This window comes from Streptomyces sp. NPDC036984, assembly GCF_055607665.1.
This window is the reverse complement of sequence record NZ_JBVJRL010000013.1, coordinates 106,766-128,004: the sequence shown is the minus strand read 5'-3', so window position 1 is coordinate 128,004 and position 21,239 is coordinate 106,766. Positions and strand designations below refer to the sequence as shown.

The window sequence follows — 21,239 nt, the reverse complement described above, 5'->3', positions numbered from 1 at the left end:
GCGCGCCGGGCCCTACAGCGCCGCCGCCAGCTCGGTGCCCTGCTTGATCGCCCGCTTGGCGTCCAGTTCGGCCGCGACGTCCGCGCCGCCGATCAGGTGCGCGCTGCGCCCGGCGGCGACCAGCTCGTCGTACAGGTCGCGACGCGGCTCCTGGCCGGTGCAGAGCACCACCGTGTCGACCTCCAGGACCGTGCTCTCCTCGCCGACGGTGATGTGCAGGCCGGCGTCGTCGATCCGGTCGTAGCGCACGCCGGGCACCATGGTCACGCCGCGGTGCTTCAGCTCCGTGCGGTGGATCCAGCCGGTGGTCTTGCCGAGACCGGCGCCGACCTTGCTGGTCTTGCGCTGCAGCAGGTGGACCTGGCGGGGCGGCGCGGACCGCTCCGGGGCGGCGAGTCCGCCCGGCGCCTGGTAGTCCATGTCGACGCCCCAGTGGCGGAAGTACGTCTCCGGGTCCTCGCTGGCCTTGTCGCCGCCGTCGGTAAGGTACTCGGCGACGTCGAAGCCGATGCCGCCGGCGCCGAGGACGGCGACGCGGTCGCCGACGGGGGCGCCGTCGCGCAGGACGTCGAGGTAGCCGAGGACACGCGGGTGGTCGACGCCGGGGATGTCGGGGGTGCGCGGGGTGACACCGGTGGCCACGACGACCTCGTCGTAGCCGGCGAGGTCGTCGGCGCTCACCCAGGTGCCCAGGCGTACGTCGACGCCCTGGGCGTCGAGCTGGTGGCGGAAGTAGCGCAGGGTCTCGTCGAACTCCTGCTTGCCGGGCACCTTGCGGGCGACGTTGAGCTGGCCGCCGATCTCGCTCGCCGCGTCGAACAGGGTGACCGTGTGGCCGCGTTCGGCGGCGGAGACCGCGCAGGCGAGGCCGGCCGGGCCGGCGCCGACGACGGCGACGCGCTTGGCCAGCCGGGTCGGGGAGAGCACCAGCTCGGTCTCGTGGCAGGCGCGCGGGTTGACCAGGCAGGAGGTGATCTGCCCGCTGAAGGTGTGGTCGAGGCAGGCCTGGTTGCAGCCGATGCAGGTGTTGATGGCCTCCGGCGTGCCGGCGGCGGCCTTGGCGACGAAGTCGGGGTCGGCGAGCATCGGGCGGGCCATGGAGACCATGTCCGCATAGCCACCGGCCAGCAGTTCCTCGGCGAGTTCCGGGGTGTTGATGCGGTTGGTCGTCACCAGGGGCACGGAGACCTCGCCCATGAGCTTCTTGGTGACCCAGGTGTAGGCGCCGCGCGGCACGGAGGTGGCGATGGTGGGGATGCGGGCCTCGTGCCAGCCGATGCCGGTGTTGATGATCGTGGCCCCGGCGGCCTCGACGGCCTTGCCGAGGGTGACGACCTCCTCCAGCGAGGAGCCGCCCGGGACCAGGTCCAGCATGGACAGCCGGTAGATGACGATGAAGTCCTCGCCGACGGCCTCGCGCACCCGCTTGACGATCTCGACCGGGAAGCGCATCCGGTTCTCGTACGAGCCGCCCCAGCGGTCGGTGCGCCGGTTGGTCGGCGCCGCGGTGAACTCGTTGATGAGGTAGCCCTCGGAGCCCATGATCTCCACGCCGTCGTAGCCGGCCTGCTTCGCGAGGCGGGCGGCGCGGGCGTAGTCGTCGATGGTCCGCTCGATGTCGGCGTCGGTCAGCTCGCGGGGCGCGAAGGGGCTGATCGGCGCCTGGAGCGGGCTCGGGGCGACCATGTCCCGGTGATATGCGTACCGGCCGAAGTGCAGGATCTGCATGGCGATCCGGCCGCCCTCGCGGTGCACTGCCTCGGTGATGGTCCGGTGCTGCTCGGCCTCCGCCTCGGTGGTGAGCTTGGCTCCGCCCTCGTACGGCCGCCCCTCCTCGTTGGGTGCGATGCCGCCGGTGACGATGAGGCCCACTCCGCCGCGCGCGCGGGCCGCGTAGAACGCCGCCATCCGCTCGAAGCCACGCTCGGCCTCCTCCAGGCCGACGTGCATCGAGCCCATGAGGACGCGGTTGGGCAGCGTGGTGAAGCCCAGGTCGAGCGGGGTCATCAGGTGCGGGTAACGGCTCATCGGGCCCTCCGTGCGCGGTGTCGTCGCTCCTTGTTGTAGAGGAAGCCCGACCGTTTATGCAACTAGTTGCACAACTGCCGCCGGGTGACGGCGACCACTTCTGCACCCACCTCGCCACGATCACGCTGTACCTACGCGTACGTACACAGGACGTCTGCGGGGAGACGTCCGGACGGCCCTTCCCGCCTCGGTCCCACGCACGTACGCCCCGGCCGGCGGTGAGCCGGCCGGGGCGTCGCCCTGAGGGTTCAGCGGCTTTCCAGGCGCAGATGCAGGTCCCGCTCCTGGTCGCCGGAGGCCGTGCAGGTCTCCTCCACGGTGAATATCGAGTCCAGGGTGGTGCGGAACCGGTTCACGGCCCAGTAACCGCCCTGGACGTCCGCCTGGACGGACGCACCCAGGTGCACGGGCGGGCAGCCGCCCGTGCGGGGGTCCGCGACGTCGTACGTGCCGAGCCACACCATCGGCCGGGTCTCGTGGAGCTGCTGGGGCTCCTCGTCCGCTCCCCGGTCGGAGGCGAAGCACGACCTCAGGGCGTCGAAGACGATGCGGGCGTCCTCCTTGGAGCCGCTGATCTCCACCGTGACGGTTTCCGGATGCGACCGCTCCGTGTCTGCCATTGATCGCTCCTTTCGTGGCCGCGCTGCGGTGGAAGGGAGTACCCCGCCGAACCGCGTCCATCCTCAGCAAAGCACCACCGGCGGCCGCACACACTTCAGCTGCGGGCGAACTTGTACGTCTTGCTGTCCGTCAGCACGCAGAAGCCGGGCGAGATCACGATCACGCGCAGGATGCCGCTGCGGCGGTCGTAGTCGATGCCCTCCGCCTCGAAGGCGCCCGAGCAGGAGCTGCGCAGTGGCAGCCCGCGCAGGGCGGTGACGTGGCCGGAGACGTCCGCCGTGCCGTCGGGTGCGGCCGACAGGTCGATCTGGAGCAGCGGCTTGGGGATGCCGAAGAGGCTGCCCTCGGGGTCGTCGGAGGAGCACAGCAGGGTGGTCGGGCCGGAGAAGTCGCAGCCCTGGACGTCCCGGACGGCGTGGTCCAGCCGGACGGCCGAGACCTGCGGGAGGTCGGCCGAGGGGGAGGTGGAGGCGTTGACGCCCGGAGTCGGGAAGACGAGAAAGCGGGTCATCGTGCCGTACTCGCCCGAGAGCATCCACCGGCCGTCGGGCGAGATGGCGACCCAGGAGTTGTTGAGCGCCTCGCCCGCTTTCAGTGTGTGGACGTACTCCGACCAGGCGCCGCCGGGTGCCTGCACGCGGAACATCTTGGAGTTGCCGGAGTCCCGCTGGTAGGGCTCGATGGAGAAGCCGTCGTACGAGGCGTCGGGGTCGCCGACGTGGTTCCAGCCGCGGAGGGAGAGACCGACCGGGATGGTGCCGATGCCGGTGTAGTGGTTGGGGCTGTTCGCCGGAACCTCCACCGAGGTCAGGCCCTGGCTCTCGGTCAGCGGGTCGGCGCGGTCGGAGCCGGTCTCGGTCCAGGTGTCGGCAGCGGCGGCGGAGGTGGGCATGGCCAGGGACACGACGGCGGTGGTGGCGAGGGTGACGAGTACGGCGAGAACTGCGTGACAACGTTGCCGGGCGGACGCGGGCATGGCCGACTCCTCGGACGGGGGACGGGGACACCGGGTGGCCGGGTGGGGACACCCGGTCGGCGGACAGTGTGGCGTGGCGTGTTAGTCATGTACAGGCCAATGCCGCAACATGAGCGTGATCCCTCACGGCCCGCCGGACCGCGCTGTACGGTCTCGGCAGGAGGCCCCGCAGCGCGCGCAGCACCGACGCGGCGACTTCGGCGGACGTCCGCCGCCGTGTTGAGAGAGGGTGGACATAGACGGTGACGGCGGCGGAGAGTCGGGTGTGAGCGCGGTAGAACAAGGGGAGTCGGCACGGGGAACGGCGTACCGTGCGGACGGTCGAAGGCGGTGCGTGGCATGAGTGCAGCCGAGGCTCCGGTGACGGAGAGCGGCGAGCCCGCGCGCGGGCCGGTGCGGCCAGGCGGTCTGCTCGACGTGCTGGGCGTGGCGTCGGTGGTACTGGACACCGAGGGCCGGATCGTGCTGTGGAGCCCGCAGGCCGAGGAGCTGTTCGGTTACACCGCGCAGGAGGCCCTCGGCCAGTACGCCGCCCGGCTGATGGTGCACGAACGGCACAGCCAGCTGGTCGGCAAGCTCTTCGCGGAGGTGCTGCGCACCGGCCGCAGCTGGGCCGGCGGCTTCCCGATCCGGCACAAGGACGGCAGCACCCGGGTGGTGGAGTTCCGCAACATGCGGCTGCTCGACGACCGCGGGGACGTCTACGCGCTCGGGCTCGCCGCCGACCAGTCGACCGTACGGCGGCTGGAGCAGGACGTGGCGCTGTCCGAGCGGATGGTGAAGCAGTCGCCGATCGGATACGCCGTGCTCGACACCGAACTGCGGTTCGTCTCGGTCAACCCGGCCCTGGAGAGGATCAACGGGGTACCGGCCGCCGCGCACGTGGGCCGGACGCTGCACGAGGTGCTGCCGATGCTGGACTCCACTTCCCTGGAGGCCGGCGCCCGGCAGGTGCTGGAGACCGGCGAGCCCGTGATCGACGACACGCTCGTCGGCCGTACCCCCGCCGACCCGGACCACGACCGCACCTGGGCGCACTCGCTGTACCGGCTCGAGGACACGATGGGCAACGTGCTGGGCGTGGCCGTCTCGGTGGTCGACATCACCGAGCAGCACCAGGCCTCGCTGGAGGCCGAGGCGGCGCGGCGGCGCCTCGCGGTCATCGCGGACGCCTCCGCCCGGATCGGCACGACGCTCGAACTGGAACGCACCGCCTCCGAGCTGGCCGAGGTCGCCGTGCCGGAACTGGCCGACGTGGCCGCCGTGGACCTGCTGGACGCGGTGGTGGAGGGCCGGCCCAGCGCCCTCGGCCCGTCGGAGTCGGCGGTGATCCGGGCCCTCGCGCTCCGCCCGGACGACGAGTCGGACGCCGTACGGGCCGCCGATCCGCCCGGCCAGATCGCCCTGTACGCGCCCGACCGCCTGGTCACCGAGTGCGTCCGCACCGCCGAGGCGGTGCTGCTGCCGCAGGTGAAGGACGAGGATCTGCCGCGCATCGCCCGCTCCCCCGAGGCGGCGGTCCTGCTCGGCCGGGCGGGTCTGCACTCGTACCTCGCGGTGCCGCTGATCGCGCGCGGCGAGGTGCTGGGCGCGCTGGACCTCAAGCGCACCCGCAATCCGGCCCCCTTCGACGAGGACGACGTGCTGCTGGCGCGGGAGCTGGCCGCCCGCGCGGCCGTGCAGATCGACAACGCGCGCTGGTACCAGAACGCCCGCAACACCGCGCTCACCCTTCAGCGCAGCCTGCTGCCCAGCGATCCGCCGGTGACCACCGGCCTGGAGGTGGCCTCCCGCTACCAGCCGGCGGGCGCCACCAGCGAGGTCGGCGGCGACTGGTTCGACGTCATCCCGATGGACGGGGGCAAGACCGCGCTCGTCGTGGGCGACGTGATGGGCAGTGGCATCAGCGCCGCCGCCACGATGGGCCGGCTGCGCACCGCGACGACCACCCTCGCCGCCCTCGACCTCGACCCGGCCCGGCTGCTGGAGCACCTGGACAAGACGACGTCGGCCCTGGACCACTCCATCGCGACCTGCGTGTACGCCGTCCACGACCCGCATCTGCGCCAGTGCCGGATCGCCAACGCCGGCCATCTGCCGCCGGCCCGGGTACGGCCCGGCCGCCCGCCGGAGCTGCTCGACCTGCCCACCGGGGTGCCGCTGGGGGTGGGCGGGGTCCAGTTCTCCACCGTCACGGTCGACTTCGAACCCGGCGACGAGCTGGTGTTCTACACCGACGGTCTGGTGGAGACCCGCTGCCATTCGCTGGACGAGCGGCTGGCCTTCCTGCTGTCCCTGCTCGACGACCCGGCCCGCCCGTTGGAGGAGACCTGCGACCTCCTCCTGCGCACGCTGCACCACCCGGACAACCACGACGACGTGGCCCTGCTCATCGCCCGGGCGCAGGAACTGCCGTAGCCCTCAGGCCCGTACGCCGATCACCACGTGCGCGTACCGGTCCTCGCTCACCGCCAGCCGGGCCGTCAGGCCCGCGTCGGCGAAGACCCGTACGGCGGCCGGTGCCTGGCGTTCGCTGGTCTCGCTCAGCAGGCAGCCGCCGGGCGCGAGCCACTCGGGCGCCCCGGCGGCCACCCGGCGCAGCACGTCGAGGCCGTCGGCGCCGCCGTCCAGCGCGACCAGCGGCTCGTGGTCGCGAGCCTCCGCAGGCAGTAGGGCGACCTCGGTGGTGGGCACGTAGGGCACGTTGGCCGTCAGGAGGCCCACCCGGCCGCGCAGGGGCGCGGGCAGGGCGTCGTACAGGTCGCCCTGGTAGGCCCGGCCGCCGTGGGCGGCGAGATTGCGGCGGGCACAGCGTACGGCGGCCGGGTCGATGTCGGCGGCGTGCACCTCGGCCCCGTCGAGGGCGGCGGCCAGGGCAGCGCCGAGCGCACCGGAACCACAGCACAGGTCCACGACGACGGCGGCGTCCGGCGCCGCGGCCAGCGCCTGGTCGACCAGGAACTCGGTACGCCGGCGGGGGACGAACACCCCCGGTTCCACGGTGACGCGCAGGCCGTGGAACGCCGCCCAGCCGAGGACCTGTTCGAGCGGCTGACCGGCGGCGCGCCGGTCCACCATGCGGGTCACTTCCTCGGGGGTGCGGGCACCGGCGAGGATCAACTCGGCCTCTTCCTCGGCGAAGACGCACCCTGCGGCGCGCAGCGCGGAGACTGCGGGGGACGGGGAGAACGGAACGGGAGTGGCCATGAAAGCCGAAAGCCTTTCGGGAGCGCGAAACGTCTGGGCGCTCCCGCGGTCACCGCTTCCGGTGTACCGCGCGGTCACGAGGAGAGAGCACCCCAGCCGACACAGCGGTAATGGGTCTCACCTCCTCATCGTCATCGGGCCGCGGACATCCGCGGCGGAACGGCCACCTTACCCCAAGGGATGCGGGAAAAGGGCCGGTTGGGGCGGACGGGACCGCTCCGCCCCCACTGGGCCACAGACGGCCGCTCAGACGCCGACCGTCTCCTCGGCCTCTTCCTCGGCCTCCTCGGCGTCCCGCCGGGCCTGCCGCTCGGCCTCGGTCGCGGTGGGCGCGGTGCCGGTCTCGGGACGGACCGGCTCCTGCCGGGCCCGGCGGGCACGCTCGTACAGGCCGGCGACCGCGGTCACCCCGAGGCCGGCCAGCAGCCAGCCGACGAGGGTCCACACCGTGCGGGCGAGGCCGTCGTCGCCGAAGTAGAGCAGGCTGCGGACACCCTCGACGAAGCCGGCACCGTTCCAGAAGGCGTGCAGGGTGCCGAAGAAGCCGTTCTGCAGTTCCGGCCGGAACAGGCCGCCGGAGCTGGTGAAGTTCAGCATCACGAACAGCACCATCATGGTGAGCGTGGTCCACCGCTTGAGGAAGGTGTGGAGGCCGACGCCGATGAGCAGGATGCCCGCCGAGTACAGCCAGGCCATGGCCCAGACGCCCGCGAGGTCGTGGTGGGCGAGGTGGAACACCGGGCCGGCGAGCAGCGCGCCGATGCCGCTGACCACGGCCGAGACGCCGAGCGCGAGCAGCGCCCGGACCCGCATCGCGAGGGCGGCGCCGGCGGCACCGAGGGCGGCGACCGAGGCGTAGGAGCCGATGCTGACCGCGATCAGCAGGAAGAACAGGCCCTGGCCGGTGGGGTCGTCGGGGACCGGCTTGGCCACGTCGGTGACCGTCAGCGGGACGCCCTCCTCGACCGCGACCGGCGTGAAGACCTTCTCGACGGCCGTGGCGCCCATGTCGGAGGCGGCGCTCGCGACCAGCAGTTCGGGCGACTTGGCGCTCGGCACATAGGCGCCGGTCACATCCCGGGACCTGAGCAGGCCGACGGCGTCGGCGCGGGTGGCCACCGTGCGGACGTCGAGCTTGTCCCCCGCGGCGTCCTTCACCGTCTGCGCGAAGACCTTCGCCTTCGGGGTGGTGCCGACGACGGCGACCGGCAGGTGGTGCGGCTCGGGGGTGACGAACGCCCCCATGTACGCGAGCCCCATGCCTATGCACATCAGCAGCGGGGTGATCAGGTGCGTGAGCACATGACGCAGTGCCGGTGACCTCATCGCGCGCGACCCTCCAAAGGTTGGCTTATACAACTTTCCATTCAAGTTGTACTATACAACTAGAACGCCGGAGGAGGTATTCCCGTGAGCGCAGCGGAGTCGGCCGTCGAGACGATCCAGCGCGAGATGACCATCTTCGCCCGCCGGGCCCGCGCCTCGGCGGGCCGCATGCACCCCGAGCTGTCCTTGGTGTCGTACACCCTGCTCGGGCACCTGGAGGAGCAGGGCGGCTGCCGGGCCACGGACCTGGCGGCCCACTACGCCCTGGACAAGTCCACGGTCAGCCGCCAGGTCGCGGCACTGGAGCGGGCCGGGCTGGTCGAGCGCCGGCTGGATCCGGAGGACCACCGCGTCCAGGTGCTGCATCTGACGGACGCCGGCCAGGAGATCCTGGCCCAGGTCACCCGCAGCCGCCGGGCCGCCTTCCAGGAGCGGCTCGCGAACTGGCCGGAGGAGGACCTGGTGCGGTTCGCCGCGTACCTGGAGCGGTACAACGCGGGACCGGGCGGCACGAGGGCGGACTGAAGCCGTCCCGGTGGGGGCGCGGCGGGGCCGGCGGTCACGGGCCGGGGGCTGGGCCGCCGGTGACGCCCGTCCTCCGGCGGGCCGGGCGACCCACCAGGGGTGCGGCCGTGACAGCCGGGCCATCGCGCCGAGCCATCGCGCGATGGCCCGGCCTCGGGCGGCCAGGCCCTGTCGGGAGTCCGACGACAGGACCTAGGGGGTTTCGTTTGGATCAGGTCGGATCAGGCCGCGGCGCATGGTGCGGTGCATCGCAAGGCGGAGGATCACCCGCGTACTGGGCGTACTCGGGTGGTCCGACAACGCGGCGAGGTGCCGTGCCGGGCGTCGCGGACCCGGGCTGATCCAAACGAAACCCCCTAGGCCGCCGGCACCGGCGTCCGGTCGTCCGGCAGCCGCTCCGGTGCCCGGGCCGCCAGGAACGCCGTGCGGCGGCGCAGGCGGAAGCCGAGGGACTCGTACAGCCGGATGGCGCCCGTGTTCCCCGCGCCGGTGTGCAGGAACGGCGTCTCGCCGCGCTCCCGGATGCCGTGCGCGACCGCGAGGATCAGACGGGTGGCCAGGCCCTCTCCGCGGAAGGCCGGGTCGGTGCAGACCGCGCTGATCTCGGTCCAGCCCGGCGGACGGAGCCGCTCCCCCGCCATCGCGATGAGCGCGCCGCCCCGCCGGATGCCGAGGTAGGTGCCGAGTTCCACGGTGCGCGCCAGGAACGGCCCGGGCTGGGTGCGCGCCACCAGGTCGAGCATCTCGGGCACGTCCGCGGGGCCGAGCCGGACCGCCTCCGCGTCCGGTGCGGCGGCCACGCCGTCGTCCACGAGCTGCACACCCTCGACCCGCACGGTGATCTCCCAGCCCTCCGGGACCTCCCCGCGGAAGCCGGGCAGCGGGATCTCCGCGCCGGGCCCGGCCAGCGCGGCCAGGTCCGCCCAGTCCTGTGCGTCCGGTTCGTCGGGCAGGGCCAGCCACGGGGAGACGTCGACCGGGTAGCGCACCACCCGGCCGCGCCGCTCGGCGAGGTGGGCGTGCGGGCCGGTCAGGGAGGCGCGGGCCGGGTTGTCGAGGACGTGCGGGACGCCGGCGGCGGCCCGGCCGGGACCGCCCGGCGTGCTCGCGACGCTCATACGGCCACCTCGATCTCGGTCCTGGAGACGTATGCCTGGGGCATCCTCGTGTCCTCGCTTCTCTCCGGCTGTCACCGGCGCACGGAGCCGGCACTCGGCGGCAAGGAGCGGCGCCGGGCCGGTATTCCCAGCCCCGGGCAGAGTTCACACGGCCGCAATGAGCGGGGTGCCGACCAGAGACCGAGCACCCGGAACGACAGCGTACGGTTGAACCATGAACGTCACGCGAGGCTTCACGGGCCGTCCGCGCCTGCACAATCCGGGGCTGCCGCCCGGACAGTACGACGCGCGCGACGACTGGCCCGTCCTGTCCGCCGAGGTCACCCCGGACCTCTCATACGCCGACTGGTCCTTCCGTATCGACGGCCTGGTCGAGCGCTCGCACACCTGGGACTGGGACGCCGCCCACGCGTTGCCGGCGTCGGCGTACGAGGGCGACATCCACTGTGTGACCGGCTGGTCGAAGTTCGGTGTGCGGTTCGGTGGCGTCTCGCTGGACGCCTTCCTGAGTGTGGTCCAGCCACATGGGTCCGCCACACATGCCCTCGCCCACTCCCACACCGGTTACACCACCAACCTGCCGCTCGCCGACCTCACCGGCGGGCGGGCCTGGATCGTCTGGGAGTACGACGGCGAACCGCTGGCGCCGGAGCACGGCGGCCCGGCGCGACTGCTGGTGCCCCACCTCTACTTCTGGAAGAGCGCGAAGTGGATCGCGGGCATCACACTCCTGGACCACGACGAGCCGGGCTTCTGGGAGCGCAACGGCTACCACGCGCGCGGCAACCCCTGGGAGGAGCAGCGGTACTCCGGTGACTGAGACGGTGACGACGACACAGACGCAGACGCAGACGGCACAGCTGACACAGGCGCAGGCGGAGGCGGAGGCTCAGGCGGAGATGCAAGCGCGGACCGCAGAGGCGACACGCACGACCGGCCGGACCCCGGACTCCTCCGTACCGGCCACCGGATCAACCGCCGCAGCCGCCGATTCGGCCGCCCCGCCCACCGGATCGACCACTTCGCCCACCGGATCGACCACTTCGCCCGCCGGTCCCGCGACGCGTTTCGCGGTGCCCGGGCGGATCGCCGTGAGCGGCCAGGTGGCGACCATGTGGCAGACCGCCACGCTGACCGAGATCCGGCGCGAGACGCCGCACGCGGCCACGTTCCGGCTTGCGGTGCCGCAGTGGGCGGGGCATCTGCCGGGCCAGCACCTGATGCTGCGGCTGACCGCGGCGGACGGCTATGTGGCACAGCGCCACTACTCGATCGCATCCGCCCCGGACGACTCCGGCCACATCGAGCTGACCCTGGACCGAGTGCCGGACGGCGAGGTCTCCGGCTGGTTCCACACCGTGGCCAGGCCCGGGGACACGGTCGAGGTGCGCGGTCCGCTGAGCGGCTTCTTCGCCTGGCCCGGCGACCGGCCCGCACTGCTGCTCGGGGCCGGCTCCGGGATCGTCCCGCTGATGTCGATGGTGCGGCACCACCGGGCGCGCGGTCTCGGCGTCCCACTGCGGATGCTGGTGTCGGCGCGCAACCCCGAGGAGCTGATCTACGCCGACGAACTGGGCGCGGAGACGACGCCCGTGTTCACCCGCAGCGCCCCGCCCGGGGCGCCGGTGGGACGTATGACGGCCGCACATGTGGCGCCGCTCCTGGCCGAGCAGCCCGCCGGTGGGTGGGAGGCATATGTCTGCGGGTCCAACGGGTTCGCCGAGCACGCGTCCCGGCTGCTGGTCGCGGCGGGCCAGCCGGTGGAGCGGATCCGGATCGAACGGTTCGGCTAGGCCGGGTGATTCGGCCAGGCCGGGTGGTTCGGCCAGGCGCCCAGGTCTCGCGGCGGGCGTCCGGCGCGCGGTCGTGGGGCGCATGGCGCGTCCCGTGCTCCACGTGGGCCGGAACTCGCGGTTCGCGGCATGCGCGAGGGGCGCCGAACGGGGTACGAGACGGGTGTGGACGCTCGCGCACGTGAGCGGTGGGGACGGTGGACCGGCGATCCGGCTCCTCCGGCTCTCCGGCTCCGGCGGTGGCGAGGAGGTGGACATGCGTACCCGGGTGCGTGGCTGGCGCTGGCGGCGCAATCCTCTGCGGCGCCGGGCGGATGTCGTGGAAGCGTGGACGGTGCTGGTGGTCGCCGTCCTGCTGTTCGTCGTCGCGCCTCTGGTCGGCGTGGCCGCGGGTCTGCACGCCCATGAGCAGGCCGCGTCGCTCGCCGCGGCACAGCGGGCGGAACGCCATCAGGTACGCGCCGTGGTGATAGGCGATCCGCCCGAGCGGCAGTCCTCGGTGCAGGGCGACCGGCAGCGCCCTTACCGCGCCCAGGTCCGCTGGACCGAGCCGGGCAAGGGCGTGCGGACCGCGTGGGCTCGGGTGCCGGCGGAGGCCCGTACCGGCGAGCCCGTCTCGGTGTGGTTCGACTCGCGGGGCCGCAATGTCGCACCGCCGCCGGACGGGGTGGCGGTCTGGCAGCACGCGGTCAGGGTCGGGCTGACCGCGGCGGGCGGCACGGCCGCCCTGGTCGTTCTCGGCCACGCGGTCGAGCGCCGGATCGCCCTGCGGCACCGGCTGGCCGAGTGGGAGCGGGAGTGGGCGCAGACCGGGCCGCGGTGGACCCAGCCCCGGACATGACCGGCAAGTGACCCGACCATTCGCAGCCTGACCATCCCGATCCCCCCACCCGGGAGCAAGCGCTTACTCATATCCGGGCCAGCACACTGACGGCTCCGGACGAGCGACCGGATCGACCCTCATCCCCCGCACATCCCTGGCGAGTCATCCGACCACCCCCGTACGGTGAGACGACGCAGTCTCCCTTGTCAGAGGTGGTTGTTGATGGCCCTGTTCGATCTGCCCCTCGATGAACTCCGCGCGTACCGCAGCGAGTCCACCGAGCCGGAAGACTTCGACGCCTTCTGGGACAAGACGCTCCAGCAGGCTCGCGAGCACGAACTGGACGTCCGGTTCGAGCCGGTGGAGACCGGACTGTCCACGGTCGAGGTGTACGACGTGACGTTCGCCGGGTTCGGCGGCCACCCCGTCAAGGGCTGGCTGCGGCTGCCGGCCGGCGCCACGGAACCCCTGCCGCTGGTCGTGGAGTTCATCGGTTACGGCGGCGGGCGCGGACTGCCGCACGAGAACCTGCTGTGGGCGTCGACGGGCCGGGCGCACTTCGCGATGGACACCCGCGGACAGGGCAGCGCCTGGGGCGCCGGGGGCGGCACGCCGGACCCCGTGGGCGCGGCGCCCGCGTACCCCGGGTTCATGACGCGGGGCATCGACGCGCCCGAGAACTACTACTACCGCCGGGTGTTCACGGACGCCGTGCGCGCGATCGAGGCGGCTCGGTCGCACCCGCTGACCGACCCGGCTCGGACCGTGGCGACCGGCGCGAGCCAGGGCGGCGGTATCGCCCTGGCCGTCGGCGGGCTGGTCCCCGACCTGGTCGCGGTCGCCCCGGACGTGCCGTTCCTGTGCGACTTCCCGCGCGCGGCGACGCTGACCGACCGGCACCCGTACCGGGAGATCGGGCTGTTCCTCAAGACGCACCGCGGGCGCTCGGCGGAGGTGCTGCGCACGCTGTCCTATTTCGACGCGGTGCACTTCGCGGCCCGCGGCCGGGCGCCCGCACTGTTCTCCGCGGCTCTGGAGGACCAGACCTGCCCGCCGTCGACCGTGTTCGCGGCCTTCAATGCGTGGGCGCACGAGGACAAGGCGATCGAGGTCTACGACTTCAACGACCACGAGGGCGGCGGACCCTTCCAGGAGGCCGAGAAGGTGCGCTGGCTGCGCTCGTACGCCTGAGGCCCGCCGCCGGCCCGGTGTCGTCCCGCCCGCCCTTCCCTCCAGTCCGACCAGTCGGTACGTTCGGAGCGCCCGGGCCGCAGTGCCGCGGCCCGGGTTCCCGGCGACGACGGAGGCCACATGTCCGGGCACGAGACGCAACAGACACCGGAGACGCACGCACAGATCCACGGGCACTGCGATCCGCGGTACGCCGCGGTGGGCGAGGCGTTCGCGGAGAACTTCCGCACCCGCGGAGAACTCGGCGCCGCGGTGGCCGTGACCGTGGACGGTGAGAGGGTGGTCGACCTCTGGGGCGGCTGGGCGGACGCGGCGCGCACCCGGCCCTGGGCGCGGGACACGGTGGTGAACGTGTGGTCGACCACCAAGGGGCCCGTGGCTCTGTGCGCTCATCTCCTCGCCGACCGGGGACTGCTGGACTTCGACGCGCCGGTGGCCGCGTACTGGCCGGAGTTCGCCGCCGCGGGCAAGGACAAGGTGCTCGTACGCCATCTCCTGTCGCACCGCGCCGGGCTGGCCGGACTGCGCGAGCCGCACACCGTGCCGGAGCTGTACGACTGGGAGCTGACCACCGCGCGACTCGCGGCCATGGAGCCCTGGTGGGAGCCGGGCACCCGGTCCGGGTATCACGCGCTGACGTACGGCTTCCTGGTCGGGGAGGTCGTACGGCGGATCTCGGGCCTGCGGCCGGGGGCCTTCCTGGAGCGGGAGGTGACCGGGCCGCTCGGGATCGACTTCACGGTCGGCCTGCCGGCGCGGGAGTCCGGCCGGGCGGCGGAGCTGGTGCATCCGCGAGCCGCGTCGACCACGGAACGGGCGGCGGTCTTCAGCCAGTTGGCGCCGGCCGCGGTGGCTGCCCTGACCAACCCGGCCGTCGGGGCGGCGGAGGCGAACAGCCCCGGCTGGCGGGCGGCGGAGATCCCCGCGGCCAACGGGCACGGCACCGCACGGGCGGTCGCGGCCCTCTACGGCGTCTTGGCCGGACGCGGCGCGCACGGCGGCCGGCGGATCCTGTCCAGGGAGGCGGCGGAGCGGGTGCGCGAGGGCCAGGGCAGCTGCCGTGACCTGGTGATCGGCGCGGGCTTCGAGGGCGAGACCGAGATCGGGCTCGGTCTGTGGCTGAGCGGACCCCAGGGGTCGTACGGCCCGAATCCGCGGGCTTTCGGCCATGACGGATTCGGCGGTTCCTGTGGGCTCGCCGACCCGGACGCGGGGGTGTCGCTGGGCTACGTCATGAACCGGATCGGCCCGCACATCGCCAATGATCCCCGGAAGACAGCACTGGTCGACGCCCTCTACACCACCCTGTGAGAGTGCCTTGCCGCGCCGGGGGACGGCCGTGCGGGCGGGTGGATTTCGGTCGAACCGACCGGCCGCTCTTCCCTCGTGGTTTAGACCAATGCTAATTGTGGTCGCGCAATGAGCCCGCACGACTACGTCTTGTCACCGACAGGAGGGCGCGGCATGGCCCGCACCACCTCACACGATCCCTCGCCCAGCGACGACCGGCCGCTGTACGGACGGATCGCCGCACTGCTCCTCGACGAACTGCGCGAGGGCACCATTCCGCCCGGTGAACGGCTACCGGGCGAACGGCACTTGGCCGCGCACTTCGGGGTCAGCCGGGAGACCGTCCGCCAGGCGCTGGAGGTGCTGCGCCGCGGCGGTCTGGTCGCCACCGACCGGCGGGGCAGCCACGCGACGCTGCCCGGCCGACCGGTCGAGACGCCGGAGTGCCTCACCTTCCCCGTGGGCGCCCGGCCGGTGGATCCGTGTGCGGTCGACCGGGCCACGGTGACCTGGGAGGCGCCACCGCCGGAGCATGCCGAGGCGCTCGGCCTGGCCCCGCACCGGCCGACGCTGGTGCACCGCTACCGGTCGGTGACGCCGGACGGCCGGTCGCTGCGGACGGCGGTGACCTCGTTCTCGGCGGTGGTGCTGGCCGAGGTGGCGGAGCTGGCCCGCTACCGGAGCCGGGCCGACGGGGCCACGCCCGCGCAGCTGCGGCGGGCCTACGACTGGATGCGCAAGGCCGGGCTGACCCTGCACCACCGGGATGCCATCAGCCAGGTCGGTGACGCCTCTTCGGTGCGGGTGACTCGGCGGGTGCACGACCAGTACGCGCGCCCGCTGGAGATCACCGACCTGGTGATGAACGCCGAACAGGACGCGCTGGTCTACGAGTTCACGCTGCCCGCCGCGGTCTGACCGCCGACGGGCCGCGCGCCGGCTCGGCGGGCCACCACCAGCCGGGCGCGCGGGCTGCCGTCGGCCCGCCGCCCGAACTCGGGCAGAGCGACCAGCTCGACGGTGAGGCCCGCGCGCTCCAACTCCCCCAGCACCGCCCCGAGCCGGAAGGCCCGGTAGTACATGACGAAGGGCGGCCGCCACAGCGCGTTGCGCACCCGCATCACCGCGTCGAAGCCGAGCAGCAGCCAGAAGGCGGGGTGCGTGGGGCGGGGCGGGGCGAACACCGGGAAGGCGAAGCGGCCGCCCGGCCGCAGCACCGCGTGCACCTGAGCGAAGAGCCTCGGCAGCTCCGGTGGCAGGAAGTGACCGAACGCCCCGAAGGAGACGACGAGATCGAAGGCGGCCGTGAACGGCAGGGCCCGGGCATCGCCGCGTACCCAGGCGACACCGGGCCCGCCGGCCGGGCGCACCCGGTGCCGGGCGACATCGAGCATGCCGGCGCTGAAGTCGATCCCGGTGACGCTGCGGTGGCACAGCCCGGTCAGCAGCCGCGTCCCGGCGCCGGTGCCGCAGCACAGGTCGAGTCCGTCCGTGAAGGGTCCGAGCGGCTCCAGTGCCTTCGCCACGGAGTCCAGCACCTCGTCGGGTGTCCGGAAGGGGGTGTGATCGAATTTCGGCGCGAGCAGGTCGTAACCGCGCTCGACGGACGACATCGCCTGTACGGCGAGTTCGCGGAGCGTGGGGCCTTCGGGACCGTACATTCCGTCAGCCTAGCCCGGCCGCCGCGTCGACGGGGCAGCCCGTGGGCGGCCGCTCGCGTCAGCCGAAGGCGTCGCGACAGAGCTGGACGATCTCCGGTGCGGCCACTCCGTCCGCCTCGCGGCACAGATCGCGCATGCCGACGGTGGCGGGCGGGCGCGGGACCGGGCGCCGTGCGGGCGGCCGCCGCTGTGGGCGGGGCTGCCGCACCGGCGGGGCGGCGGGAGCCGCGGCCCGGGGCGGTGCCGGGGGCCGTGCTGCGCGGGCCGGCGCGAGCCTCCGTCGCGGCGCGGCGGCCGGACCGGGCCCGTGCGGCCGCTCGCGGCCCGTGCGCACGAGCGCCGCGCGCCCGGGGGGCACTCTCACCGGTGCGTTGAGGACCGACGGTCGCACCGCCGTCTCCGGCGCCAGGGAGCGCCCGTAGCGGGCGGCGTCGGGTGTCGGGGCGGAGCTGACGGTGGTGCAGCCGGCGACGCTCATCAGCGCCGCCACCAGCAGCGGAAGAAGTCGGCGAGGCACCCGACCACTGTGCCGCACCGCTCGCCGTCACGACCCGTGTGGCGCGGCGGCACCACCCCCACGAGCGATCGGCCGGACCGATGCGACGCGCGTGAGCGCGCCCGCCCCGGCACCGCCGGGTCAGTTCCTGAGCTGCTGAAGCGTGGCCTTGGTGTCGGTCTTCAGCCAGTCGGAGATGTCGGTGAGCGCGGGCGGGTCCTTGTCCTCGTCGTACGAGCTGAGATAGGTGCTGTAGCTCATCGTGTACGTCACCCAGCCGTCGCGGACGGCGATCGTGGCGTACCGGGAGCCGCTGGAGGATCCGTTCGTGGTGTCCTGGCTGACCAGGTACGCCTCGTCGCCGATGCCCTCGACCGGGTCGACGTCGTAACCCGTGTGGCTCTCCCCGTAGTTCTTCCAGGTGGCGGTGAACTCGGGCGCGGGGTCCGTCTTCTTGTGCAGGTCCAGCTGGAGGGTCAGGTAGGCGTCCGCGTATGTCGAGCCGGGTTTCTTCAGGCTGAGGCTGCAATAACTCTCGTCCAGCGCCGTGTCCTTGAGGGAGGTGCGGGTCGGCGAGGAGTCGTTCTCGGTGTACTCGTCCTTGAAGGACGAGTAGTCGGCGCTGGAGCACATGTTGGAGGGGGCCGAGTAGCCGCGCAGGTCCGCGCTGTCGCTCTGCCCACCGACGAGGAAGACACCGGCCGCCCAGGCGGCGGAGGCCACGACCGCGCCGACGGCGGCCCACAGCACCGCTCGGCCGGCCCCACCGCCGCCACCGGCCGCGGGCGCGGGCGGCACGAGCCCGTACTGGGGCGGCTGCGCGTACGGGTTCCCCGGCTGCGGCTGCCCCGGCACGGGCTGACCGACCAGCGTGGGCTGCGCGTGGAAGGCGCCCGCCGGGGGCGACTGCGGGTGGGGGTACGGGTAGGCCGTCGGCTGGGACGGAACGGCCGGTTGCCCGGCGGGCTGCTGAGGGTGGTGGGGCTGCTGACCAGGCTGGTCGGCCGGCTGCGGGGACTGCGGTGGCGTGGACATGCCGCGAAGATATTACACGGTTGGCGGTCAAGTCCCCCGACGTCCGGGATCGTTATGGTCTGCGGACATCTGCTATGTATCCACCACGGTACGACGGCGCCGCTCAGGACCCGAGCGGTGCCGGCCGTACCGGCAGGCTGCGTACGCTGTTGCCGACGAACCCCGCGTGTGGCACCAAGTCTGTCTCGTGCACGGCCAGTTGAAGGTCGGGGAAGCGGGTGAACAGCCGTTCCAGGGCGACCGTGGCCTCCAGCCGCGCCAGCGGTGCGCCCAGGCAGTAGTGGGCGCCGTGGCCGAGAGAGAGGTGGCGTACCGCGTCGGGCCGGGCGGAGCGGGTCAGGTCGAAGCGGCCGGCGTCCGGGCCGTGCGCCGCCGGGTCGCGGCCGGCGGCGGAGTAGCCGGCCAGGACGGGGGTGCCGGCGGGGATGAGCGTGCCGGCCACGGTCAGGTCCCGCACCGGGTAGCGGAACGGGAAGTAGCTGACCGGCGCGTCCCAGCGCAGCGTCTCCTCCACCACGTCCGCCCAGCTCGCCTCGCCCGCACGCACCAGGCCGAGCTGGTCGGGGTGGGCACAGAGGGCGCGTACGGCGTTGGTGATCAGATTGAGGGTGGTCTCGTGCCCGGCGATGATCATCAGCAGCAGGGTGCCGATCAGCTCCTGCTGGCTGAGCCGGTCGCCGCCCTCGTCCCGGGCGGCGATGAGCGCGCTGGTGAGGTCGTCGCCGGGGTGCGCGGCCTTGGCCGCCGCGATCTCGCCCAGGACGGCGACGAGTTCGCGGTTGGCGGCGATGGCCTCGGCGGGGCCGGTGTCGGTCGCCACGACCAGGCTGCCGAGGCGACGCAACCGGTCCCGGAACCCGACGTCCACACCGAGGAGTTCGCAGATCACGCCCATCGGCAGAGGCAGCGCGAAGTGCCGGCGGAGATCGGCGACACCGTCACCGGCGGCCGCGGCGCGCACCAGGCCGTCGAGCAGTGACTCGGTCAGCTCCGCTATGCGCGGCCGCAGTTCCGACACTCGGCGGGGCGTGAAGGCGCGGCTCGCCAGGGACCGCAGCCGCCGGTGGTCGTCGCCGTCGGCGGTGGTCATGCCCGGGACGGTGGCGAAGGTCAGCAGCGGCCAGCCCTCGGCGATCCTGCCCTCCCGCAGGGCCGTGAAGTGGCGGGCGTCCTTGGCGACTTCGGGGTGCTGGAGGAACTCCTTCAGCGCCTCGTGTCCGAGTACGGCCATGCCCTCGATGCCGCCGGGCAGCTCGACCGGGGCGACGGCGCCCTGGGCCAGCAGCCGTGCGTTGCCGGCGTGCGGGCAGCCGCCGGCCGGGTCCAGGCGGTGCGGGGTGCGGGCGGGTGAGATCTCCACCGGATTCTCCTGACGTTCCCCTGACGAAGACGGTCGATCGTAGGCCCGGTCAGCAGTTTCCGGCAGAGTGCCCCGGGCAGACCACGGCGGGTGCGCCGGGGTCGTCGGTCAGCGCGCGCCCGACCGGCCCCCGCCACCCCGGGAATAGCCCGATGCGGTGGTGTGTTGAGCGAGACACGGACACAGGACCGTGTCGAGTGGTACCGTGCCGTCAGCACTTGTGTACGCCCCCTGGGGCGCCGGTGCCAGTTTCACCTCTTCACGCTGATCCTTCCGCCGCTGTCCGGATGTCCGGCACCCGGCGTGTCAGCTTCTCGGCATCACCTCGAGACGAGCGTTCCTCGCCGTACCCGGGGTGCCGTTCCCGCCGCCCGGAGGCAGTCGTAGACGCCTCCCGTTCGCGGCCTTTCCCCTTCCTCCCGCTTCCTCCTGCTTCCTCCCCCTTTCCTTCCTCGTCCTCCGCGAAAGGACTCCCACCATGACCACCACTCTCGAACACCTACCCGAGGCCCGGCAGGCTCAGGGCGAGCCGCTCGTCGCCGGTGTCCTCGACATCGACGCACACGGGAAGGGGCACCTGCGGGCCACGAGCCTCCTCCCCTCCCCCGCCGATCCGCAGGTCCCGCCGGCGCTGATCCGGCGCCACGGGCTGCGCAAGGGCGACCTGGTCGAGGGCGTGCGGGGCGCGCAGCGGGCCCTGACCGACGTCGCGCGCGTCAACGGACGTGCTCCCGGCGAGCTGCGCTCCCGGCGGCACTTCCGCGACCTCATCCCGCTCCACCCGCACCGGCGCATCCGTCTGGAACACCCCGCCTCCGGTCCGGCCGGACGCGTCACCGATCTGCTCGCCCCGGTCGGCAAGGGCCAGCGGGGCCTCATCGTGGCCCCGCCGAAGAGCGGCAAGACGGTGCTGCTCCAGCAGTTCGCCGCCGCCGTGGCCGGCAACCATCCCGAGTGCCGGCTGATGGTCCTCCTGCTGGACGAGCGGCCCGAGGAGGTCACCGAGATGCGCCGCTCGGTGCGCGGCGAGGTGTACGCCTCCACCTTCGACCGGTCGGCCAAGGAGCACATCGCCCTCGCCGACCTGGTCGTGGAGCGGGCCAAGCGCCGGGTGGAGGCCGGCGAGGACGTCGTCGTCCTGCTGGACTCGCTGACCCGGCTGTGCCGGGCGCACAACAACGCCTCCGCCGCCGGCGGCCGCACCCTGAGCGGCGGTGTCGACGCGGGTGCGCTGCTCGGCCCCAAGCGGTTCTTCGGCGCCGCGCGCCAGGCCGAGGAGGGCGGCTCGCTCACCATCCTCGCCACGGTCCTGGTGGACACCGGCTCCCGTGCCGACGGCTACTTCTTCGAGGAGCTGAAGAGCACCGGCAACATGGAACTCCGCCTGGACCGGGAACTCGCCGCCCGCCGCCTCTTCCCCGCCGTCGACATCGACGCAACCGGCACCCGCCGGGAGGAACTCCTGCTCAGCGCATCCGAGTTGACGGCCGTACAGGGGCTGCGCCGTGCTCTGCGCGCCCGGGAGGCCGGACCGTCCTCCCTGGAGACCCTCCTGGAACGGCTGCGCGCCACGCCGGACAACGCCGCGTTCCTGCGGCGGATCCGGCCCACCCTGCCGGCCGGCTGAGACCCGGCCGCGGGACTGCCGGGACGAGTATCGGGCCGCGGGACTGCCGAGTGGTGAGTGCCGGGCCGCGGGACTGCCGAGCAGGGGACCGCGCGGCGGCCGGGTGCGGCATCCGGGTTGCTCGGGCGACCCGAACGGCCCGGCCGGCCTGGTGCGGGCGGA

The 21,239-nt window shown here is 73.1% G+C and carries 20 protein-coding genes; 9 read left to right on the top strand and 11 right to left on the bottom strand.

The window, feature by feature from the left end; translation table 11 throughout:
- Positions 1 to 12: 12 nt before the first annotated feature.
- The 3 genes from ACZ7DL_RS23640 to ACZ7DL_RS23630 form a co-directional block, all read right to left on the bottom strand.
- Positions 13 to 2,028: an NADPH-dependent 2,4-dienoyl-CoA reductase gene (locus ACZ7DL_RS23640; protein WP_470776723.1), complete on the bottom strand. Its 2,016-nt coding sequence runs from the start codon at positions 2,026 to 2,028 to the stop codon at positions 13 to 15.
- A gap of 248 nt (positions 2,029 to 2,276) precedes the next feature.
- Positions 2,277 to 2,648, bottom strand: coding sequence for a hypothetical protein (locus ACZ7DL_RS23635; protein WP_470776722.1), 372 nt, complete (start codon positions 2,646 to 2,648; stop codon positions 2,277 to 2,279).
- 95 nt (positions 2,649 to 2,743) lie between these two features.
- The gene (locus ACZ7DL_RS23630; protein WP_470776720.1) at positions 2,744 to 3,625 is read right to left on the bottom strand and encodes a hypothetical protein; all 882 of its coding nucleotides are present in this window, start codon (positions 3,623 to 3,625) and stop codon (positions 2,744 to 2,746) included.
- A 339-nt stretch (positions 3,626 to 3,964) separates the two neighbouring features.
- Between ACZ7DL_RS23630 and ACZ7DL_RS23625 the strand changes: the two genes are divergently transcribed.
- Positions 3,965 to 6,043 (top strand): SpoIIE family protein phosphatase, encoded by a 2,079-nt coding sequence (locus tag ACZ7DL_RS23625; RefSeq protein ID WP_470776718.1) that lies wholly within the window; start codon positions 3,965 to 3,967, stop codon positions 6,041 to 6,043.
- Between the two features lie 3 nt (positions 6,044 to 6,046).
- Here the strand turns inward: ACZ7DL_RS23625 and ACZ7DL_RS23620 are convergent, their stop codons facing one another.
- Together ACZ7DL_RS23620 and ACZ7DL_RS23615 are read right to left on the bottom strand one after the other, a co-directional pair.
- Positions 6,047 to 6,832, bottom strand: coding sequence for a putative protein N(5)-glutamine methyltransferase (locus ACZ7DL_RS23620; protein ID WP_470776716.1), 786 nt, complete (start codon positions 6,830 to 6,832; stop codon positions 6,047 to 6,049).
- A 246-nt stretch (positions 6,833 to 7,078) separates the two neighbouring features.
- Positions 7,079 to 8,158, bottom strand: a complete 1,080-nt coding sequence (locus tag ACZ7DL_RS23615; RefSeq protein WP_470776715.1) for an ABC-2 transporter permease — start codon at positions 8,156 to 8,158, stop codon at positions 7,079 to 7,081.
- A gap of 126 nt (positions 8,159 to 8,284) precedes the next feature.
- Here ACZ7DL_RS23615 and ACZ7DL_RS23610 point away from each other — a divergent pair, with 126 nt between their 5' ends.
- Positions 8,285 to 8,683, top strand: coding sequence for a MarR family winged helix-turn-helix transcriptional regulator (locus tag ACZ7DL_RS23610; protein ID WP_470776916.1), 399 nt, complete (start codon positions 8,285 to 8,287; stop codon positions 8,681 to 8,683).
- A gap of 356 nt (positions 8,684 to 9,039) precedes the next feature.
- Here ACZ7DL_RS23610 and ACZ7DL_RS23605 read toward each other — a convergent pair whose 3' ends face one another.
- On the bottom strand, positions 9,040 to 9,801 hold the full coding sequence (locus ACZ7DL_RS23605; protein ID WP_470776713.1) for a GNAT family N-acetyltransferase: 762 nt from the start codon (positions 9,799 to 9,801) through the stop codon (positions 9,040 to 9,042).
- Positions 9,802 to 10,015: 214 nt separating this feature from the next.
- Here ACZ7DL_RS23605 and ACZ7DL_RS23600 point away from each other — a divergent pair, with 214 nt between their 5' ends.
- Entirely contained in the window at positions 10,016 to 10,621 is a 606-nt protein-coding gene (locus ACZ7DL_RS23600) for a sulfite oxidase-like oxidoreductase (protein ID WP_470776711.1), read from the top strand.
- 69 nt (positions 10,622 to 10,690) lie between these two features.
- Here ACZ7DL_RS23600 and ACZ7DL_RS23595 read toward each other — a convergent pair whose 3' ends face one another.
- Positions 10,691 to 10,915, bottom strand: coding sequence for a hypothetical protein (locus tag ACZ7DL_RS23595; RefSeq protein WP_470776710.1), 225 nt, complete (start codon positions 10,913 to 10,915; stop codon positions 10,691 to 10,693).
- Here ACZ7DL_RS23595 and ACZ7DL_RS23590 point away from each other — a divergent pair.
- The 5 genes from ACZ7DL_RS23590 (at position 10,914) to ACZ7DL_RS23570 (ending at position 15,816) form a co-directional block, all read left to right on the top strand.
- The gene (locus ACZ7DL_RS23590; protein ID WP_470776708.1) at positions 10,914 to 11,594 is read left to right on the top strand and encodes a ferredoxin reductase; all 681 of its coding nucleotides are present in this window, start codon (positions 10,914 to 10,916) and stop codon (positions 11,592 to 11,594) included. The genes ACZ7DL_RS23595 and ACZ7DL_RS23590 overlap by 2 nt on opposite strands.
- 181 nt (positions 11,595 to 11,775) lie before the next feature.
- Entirely contained in the window at positions 11,776 to 12,435 is a 660-nt protein-coding gene (locus tag ACZ7DL_RS23585) for an Rv1733c family protein (RefSeq protein WP_470776706.1), read from the top strand.
- A 204-nt stretch (positions 12,436 to 12,639) separates the two neighbouring features.
- A complete protein-coding gene (locus ACZ7DL_RS23580) occupies positions 12,640 to 13,608 on the top strand; it encodes an acetylxylan esterase (protein WP_470776704.1) in 969 nt (322 codons plus the stop codon).
- A 120-nt stretch (positions 13,609 to 13,728) separates the two neighbouring features.
- Positions 13,729 to 14,919, top strand: coding sequence for a serine hydrolase domain-containing protein (locus tag ACZ7DL_RS23575; protein WP_470776702.1), 1,191 nt, complete (start codon positions 13,729 to 13,731; stop codon positions 14,917 to 14,919).
- 153 nt (positions 14,920 to 15,072) lie between these two features.
- Complete coding sequence (locus ACZ7DL_RS23570) at positions 15,073 to 15,816, top strand: GntR family transcriptional regulator (RefSeq protein WP_470776700.1); 744 nt, start codon at positions 15,073 to 15,075, stop codon at positions 15,814 to 15,816.
- Here the strand turns inward: ACZ7DL_RS23570 and ACZ7DL_RS23565 are convergent.
- The 4 genes from ACZ7DL_RS23565 to ACZ7DL_RS23550 form a co-directional block, all read right to left on the bottom strand.
- Positions 15,786 to 16,559: a class I SAM-dependent methyltransferase gene (locus ACZ7DL_RS23565; RefSeq protein WP_470776699.1), complete on the bottom strand. Its 774-nt coding sequence runs from the start codon at positions 16,557 to 16,559 to the stop codon at positions 15,786 to 15,788. The two genes, ACZ7DL_RS23570 and ACZ7DL_RS23565, sit on opposite strands and share 31 nt — an antisense overlap.
- A 58-nt stretch (positions 16,560 to 16,617) precedes the next feature.
- Positions 16,618 to 17,076 carry a hypothetical protein gene (locus tag ACZ7DL_RS23560; protein WP_470776697.1) on the bottom strand — a complete coding sequence of 153 codons (459 nt, stop codon included), beginning with the start codon at positions 17,074 to 17,076 and terminating at the stop codon, positions 16,618 to 16,620.
- A 120-nt stretch (positions 17,077 to 17,196) separates the two neighbouring features.
- Positions 17,197 to 18,090 (bottom strand): hypothetical protein, encoded by an 894-nt coding sequence (locus tag ACZ7DL_RS23555; RefSeq protein WP_470776695.1) that lies wholly within the window; start codon positions 18,088 to 18,090, stop codon positions 17,197 to 17,199.
- Positions 18,091 to 18,193: 103 nt separating this feature from the next.
- Positions 18,194 to 19,450: a cytochrome P450 family protein gene (locus tag ACZ7DL_RS23550; RefSeq protein WP_470776693.1), complete on the bottom strand. Its 1,257-nt coding sequence runs from the start codon at positions 19,448 to 19,450 to the stop codon at positions 18,194 to 18,196.
- Positions 19,451 to 19,928: 478 nt separating this feature from the next.
- Here ACZ7DL_RS23550 and rho point away from each other — a divergent pair, with 478 nt between their 5' ends.
- A complete protein-coding gene (rho, locus tag ACZ7DL_RS23545) occupies positions 19,929 to 21,077 on the top strand; it encodes a transcription termination factor Rho (RefSeq protein WP_470776691.1) in 1,149 nt (382 codons plus the stop codon).
- Positions 21,078 to 21,239 lie beyond the last annotated feature (162 nt).

What these genes read in the sequence shown, in the direction of transcription:
- ACZ7DL_RS23640 (WP_470776723.1), bottom strand. Translation starts at nt 2,028, where the DNA reads ATGAGCCGTTACCCGCACCTGATGACCCCGCTCGACCTGGGCTTCACC.
- ACZ7DL_RS23635 (WP_470776722.1), bottom strand. Translation starts at nt 2,648, where the DNA reads ATGGCAGACACGGAGCGGTCGCATCCGGAAACCGTCACGGTGGAGATC.
- ACZ7DL_RS23630 (WP_470776720.1), bottom strand. Translation starts at nt 3,625, where the DNA reads ATGCCCGCGTCCGCCCGGCAACGTTGTCACGCAGTTCTCGCCGTACTC.
- ACZ7DL_RS23625 (WP_470776718.1), top strand. Translation starts at nt 3,965, where the DNA reads ATGAGTGCAGCCGAGGCTCCGGTGACGGAGAGCGGCGAGCCCGCGCGC.
- ACZ7DL_RS23620 (WP_470776716.1), bottom strand. Translation starts at nt 6,832, where the DNA reads ATGGCCACTCCCGTTCCGTTCTCCCCGTCCCCCGCAGTCTCCGCGCTG.
- ACZ7DL_RS23615 (WP_470776715.1), bottom strand. Translation starts at nt 8,158, where the DNA reads ATGAGGTCACCGGCACTGCGTCATGTGCTCACGCACCTGATCACCCCG.
- ACZ7DL_RS23610 (WP_470776916.1), top strand. Translation starts at nt 8,285, where the DNA reads ATGACCATCTTCGCCCGCCGGGCCCGCGCCTCGGCGGGCCGCATGCAC.
- ACZ7DL_RS23605 (WP_470776713.1), bottom strand. Translation starts at nt 9,801, where the DNA reads ATGAGCGTCGCGAGCACGCCGGGCGGTCCCGGCCGGGCCGCCGCCGGC.
- ACZ7DL_RS23600 (WP_470776711.1), top strand. Translation starts at nt 10,016, where the DNA reads ATGAACGTCACGCGAGGCTTCACGGGCCGTCCGCGCCTGCACAATCCG.
- ACZ7DL_RS23590 (WP_470776708.1), top strand. Translation starts at nt 10,914, where the DNA reads ATGTGGCAGACCGCCACGCTGACCGAGATCCGGCGCGAGACGCCGCAC.
- ACZ7DL_RS23595 (WP_470776710.1), bottom strand. Translation starts at nt 10,915, where the DNA reads ATGGTCGCCACCTGGCCGCTCACGGCGATCCGCCCGGGCACCGCGAAA.
- ACZ7DL_RS23580 (WP_470776704.1), top strand. Translation starts at nt 12,640, where the DNA reads ATGGCCCTGTTCGATCTGCCCCTCGATGAACTCCGCGCGTACCGCAGC.
- ACZ7DL_RS23575 (WP_470776702.1), top strand. Translation starts at nt 13,729, where the DNA reads ATGTCCGGGCACGAGACGCAACAGACACCGGAGACGCACGCACAGATC.
- ACZ7DL_RS23570 (WP_470776700.1), top strand. Translation starts at nt 15,073, where the DNA reads ATGGCCCGCACCACCTCACACGATCCCTCGCCCAGCGACGACCGGCCG.
- ACZ7DL_RS23565 (WP_470776699.1), bottom strand. Translation starts at nt 16,559, where the DNA reads ATGTACGGTCCCGAAGGCCCCACGCTCCGCGAACTCGCCGTACAGGCG.
- ACZ7DL_RS23555 (WP_470776695.1), bottom strand. Translation starts at nt 18,090, where the DNA reads ATGTCCACGCCACCGCAGTCCCCGCAGCCGGCCGACCAGCCTGGTCAG.
- rho (WP_470776691.1), top strand. Translation starts at nt 19,929, where the DNA reads ATGACCACCACTCTCGAACACCTACCCGAGGCCCGGCAGGCTCAGGGC.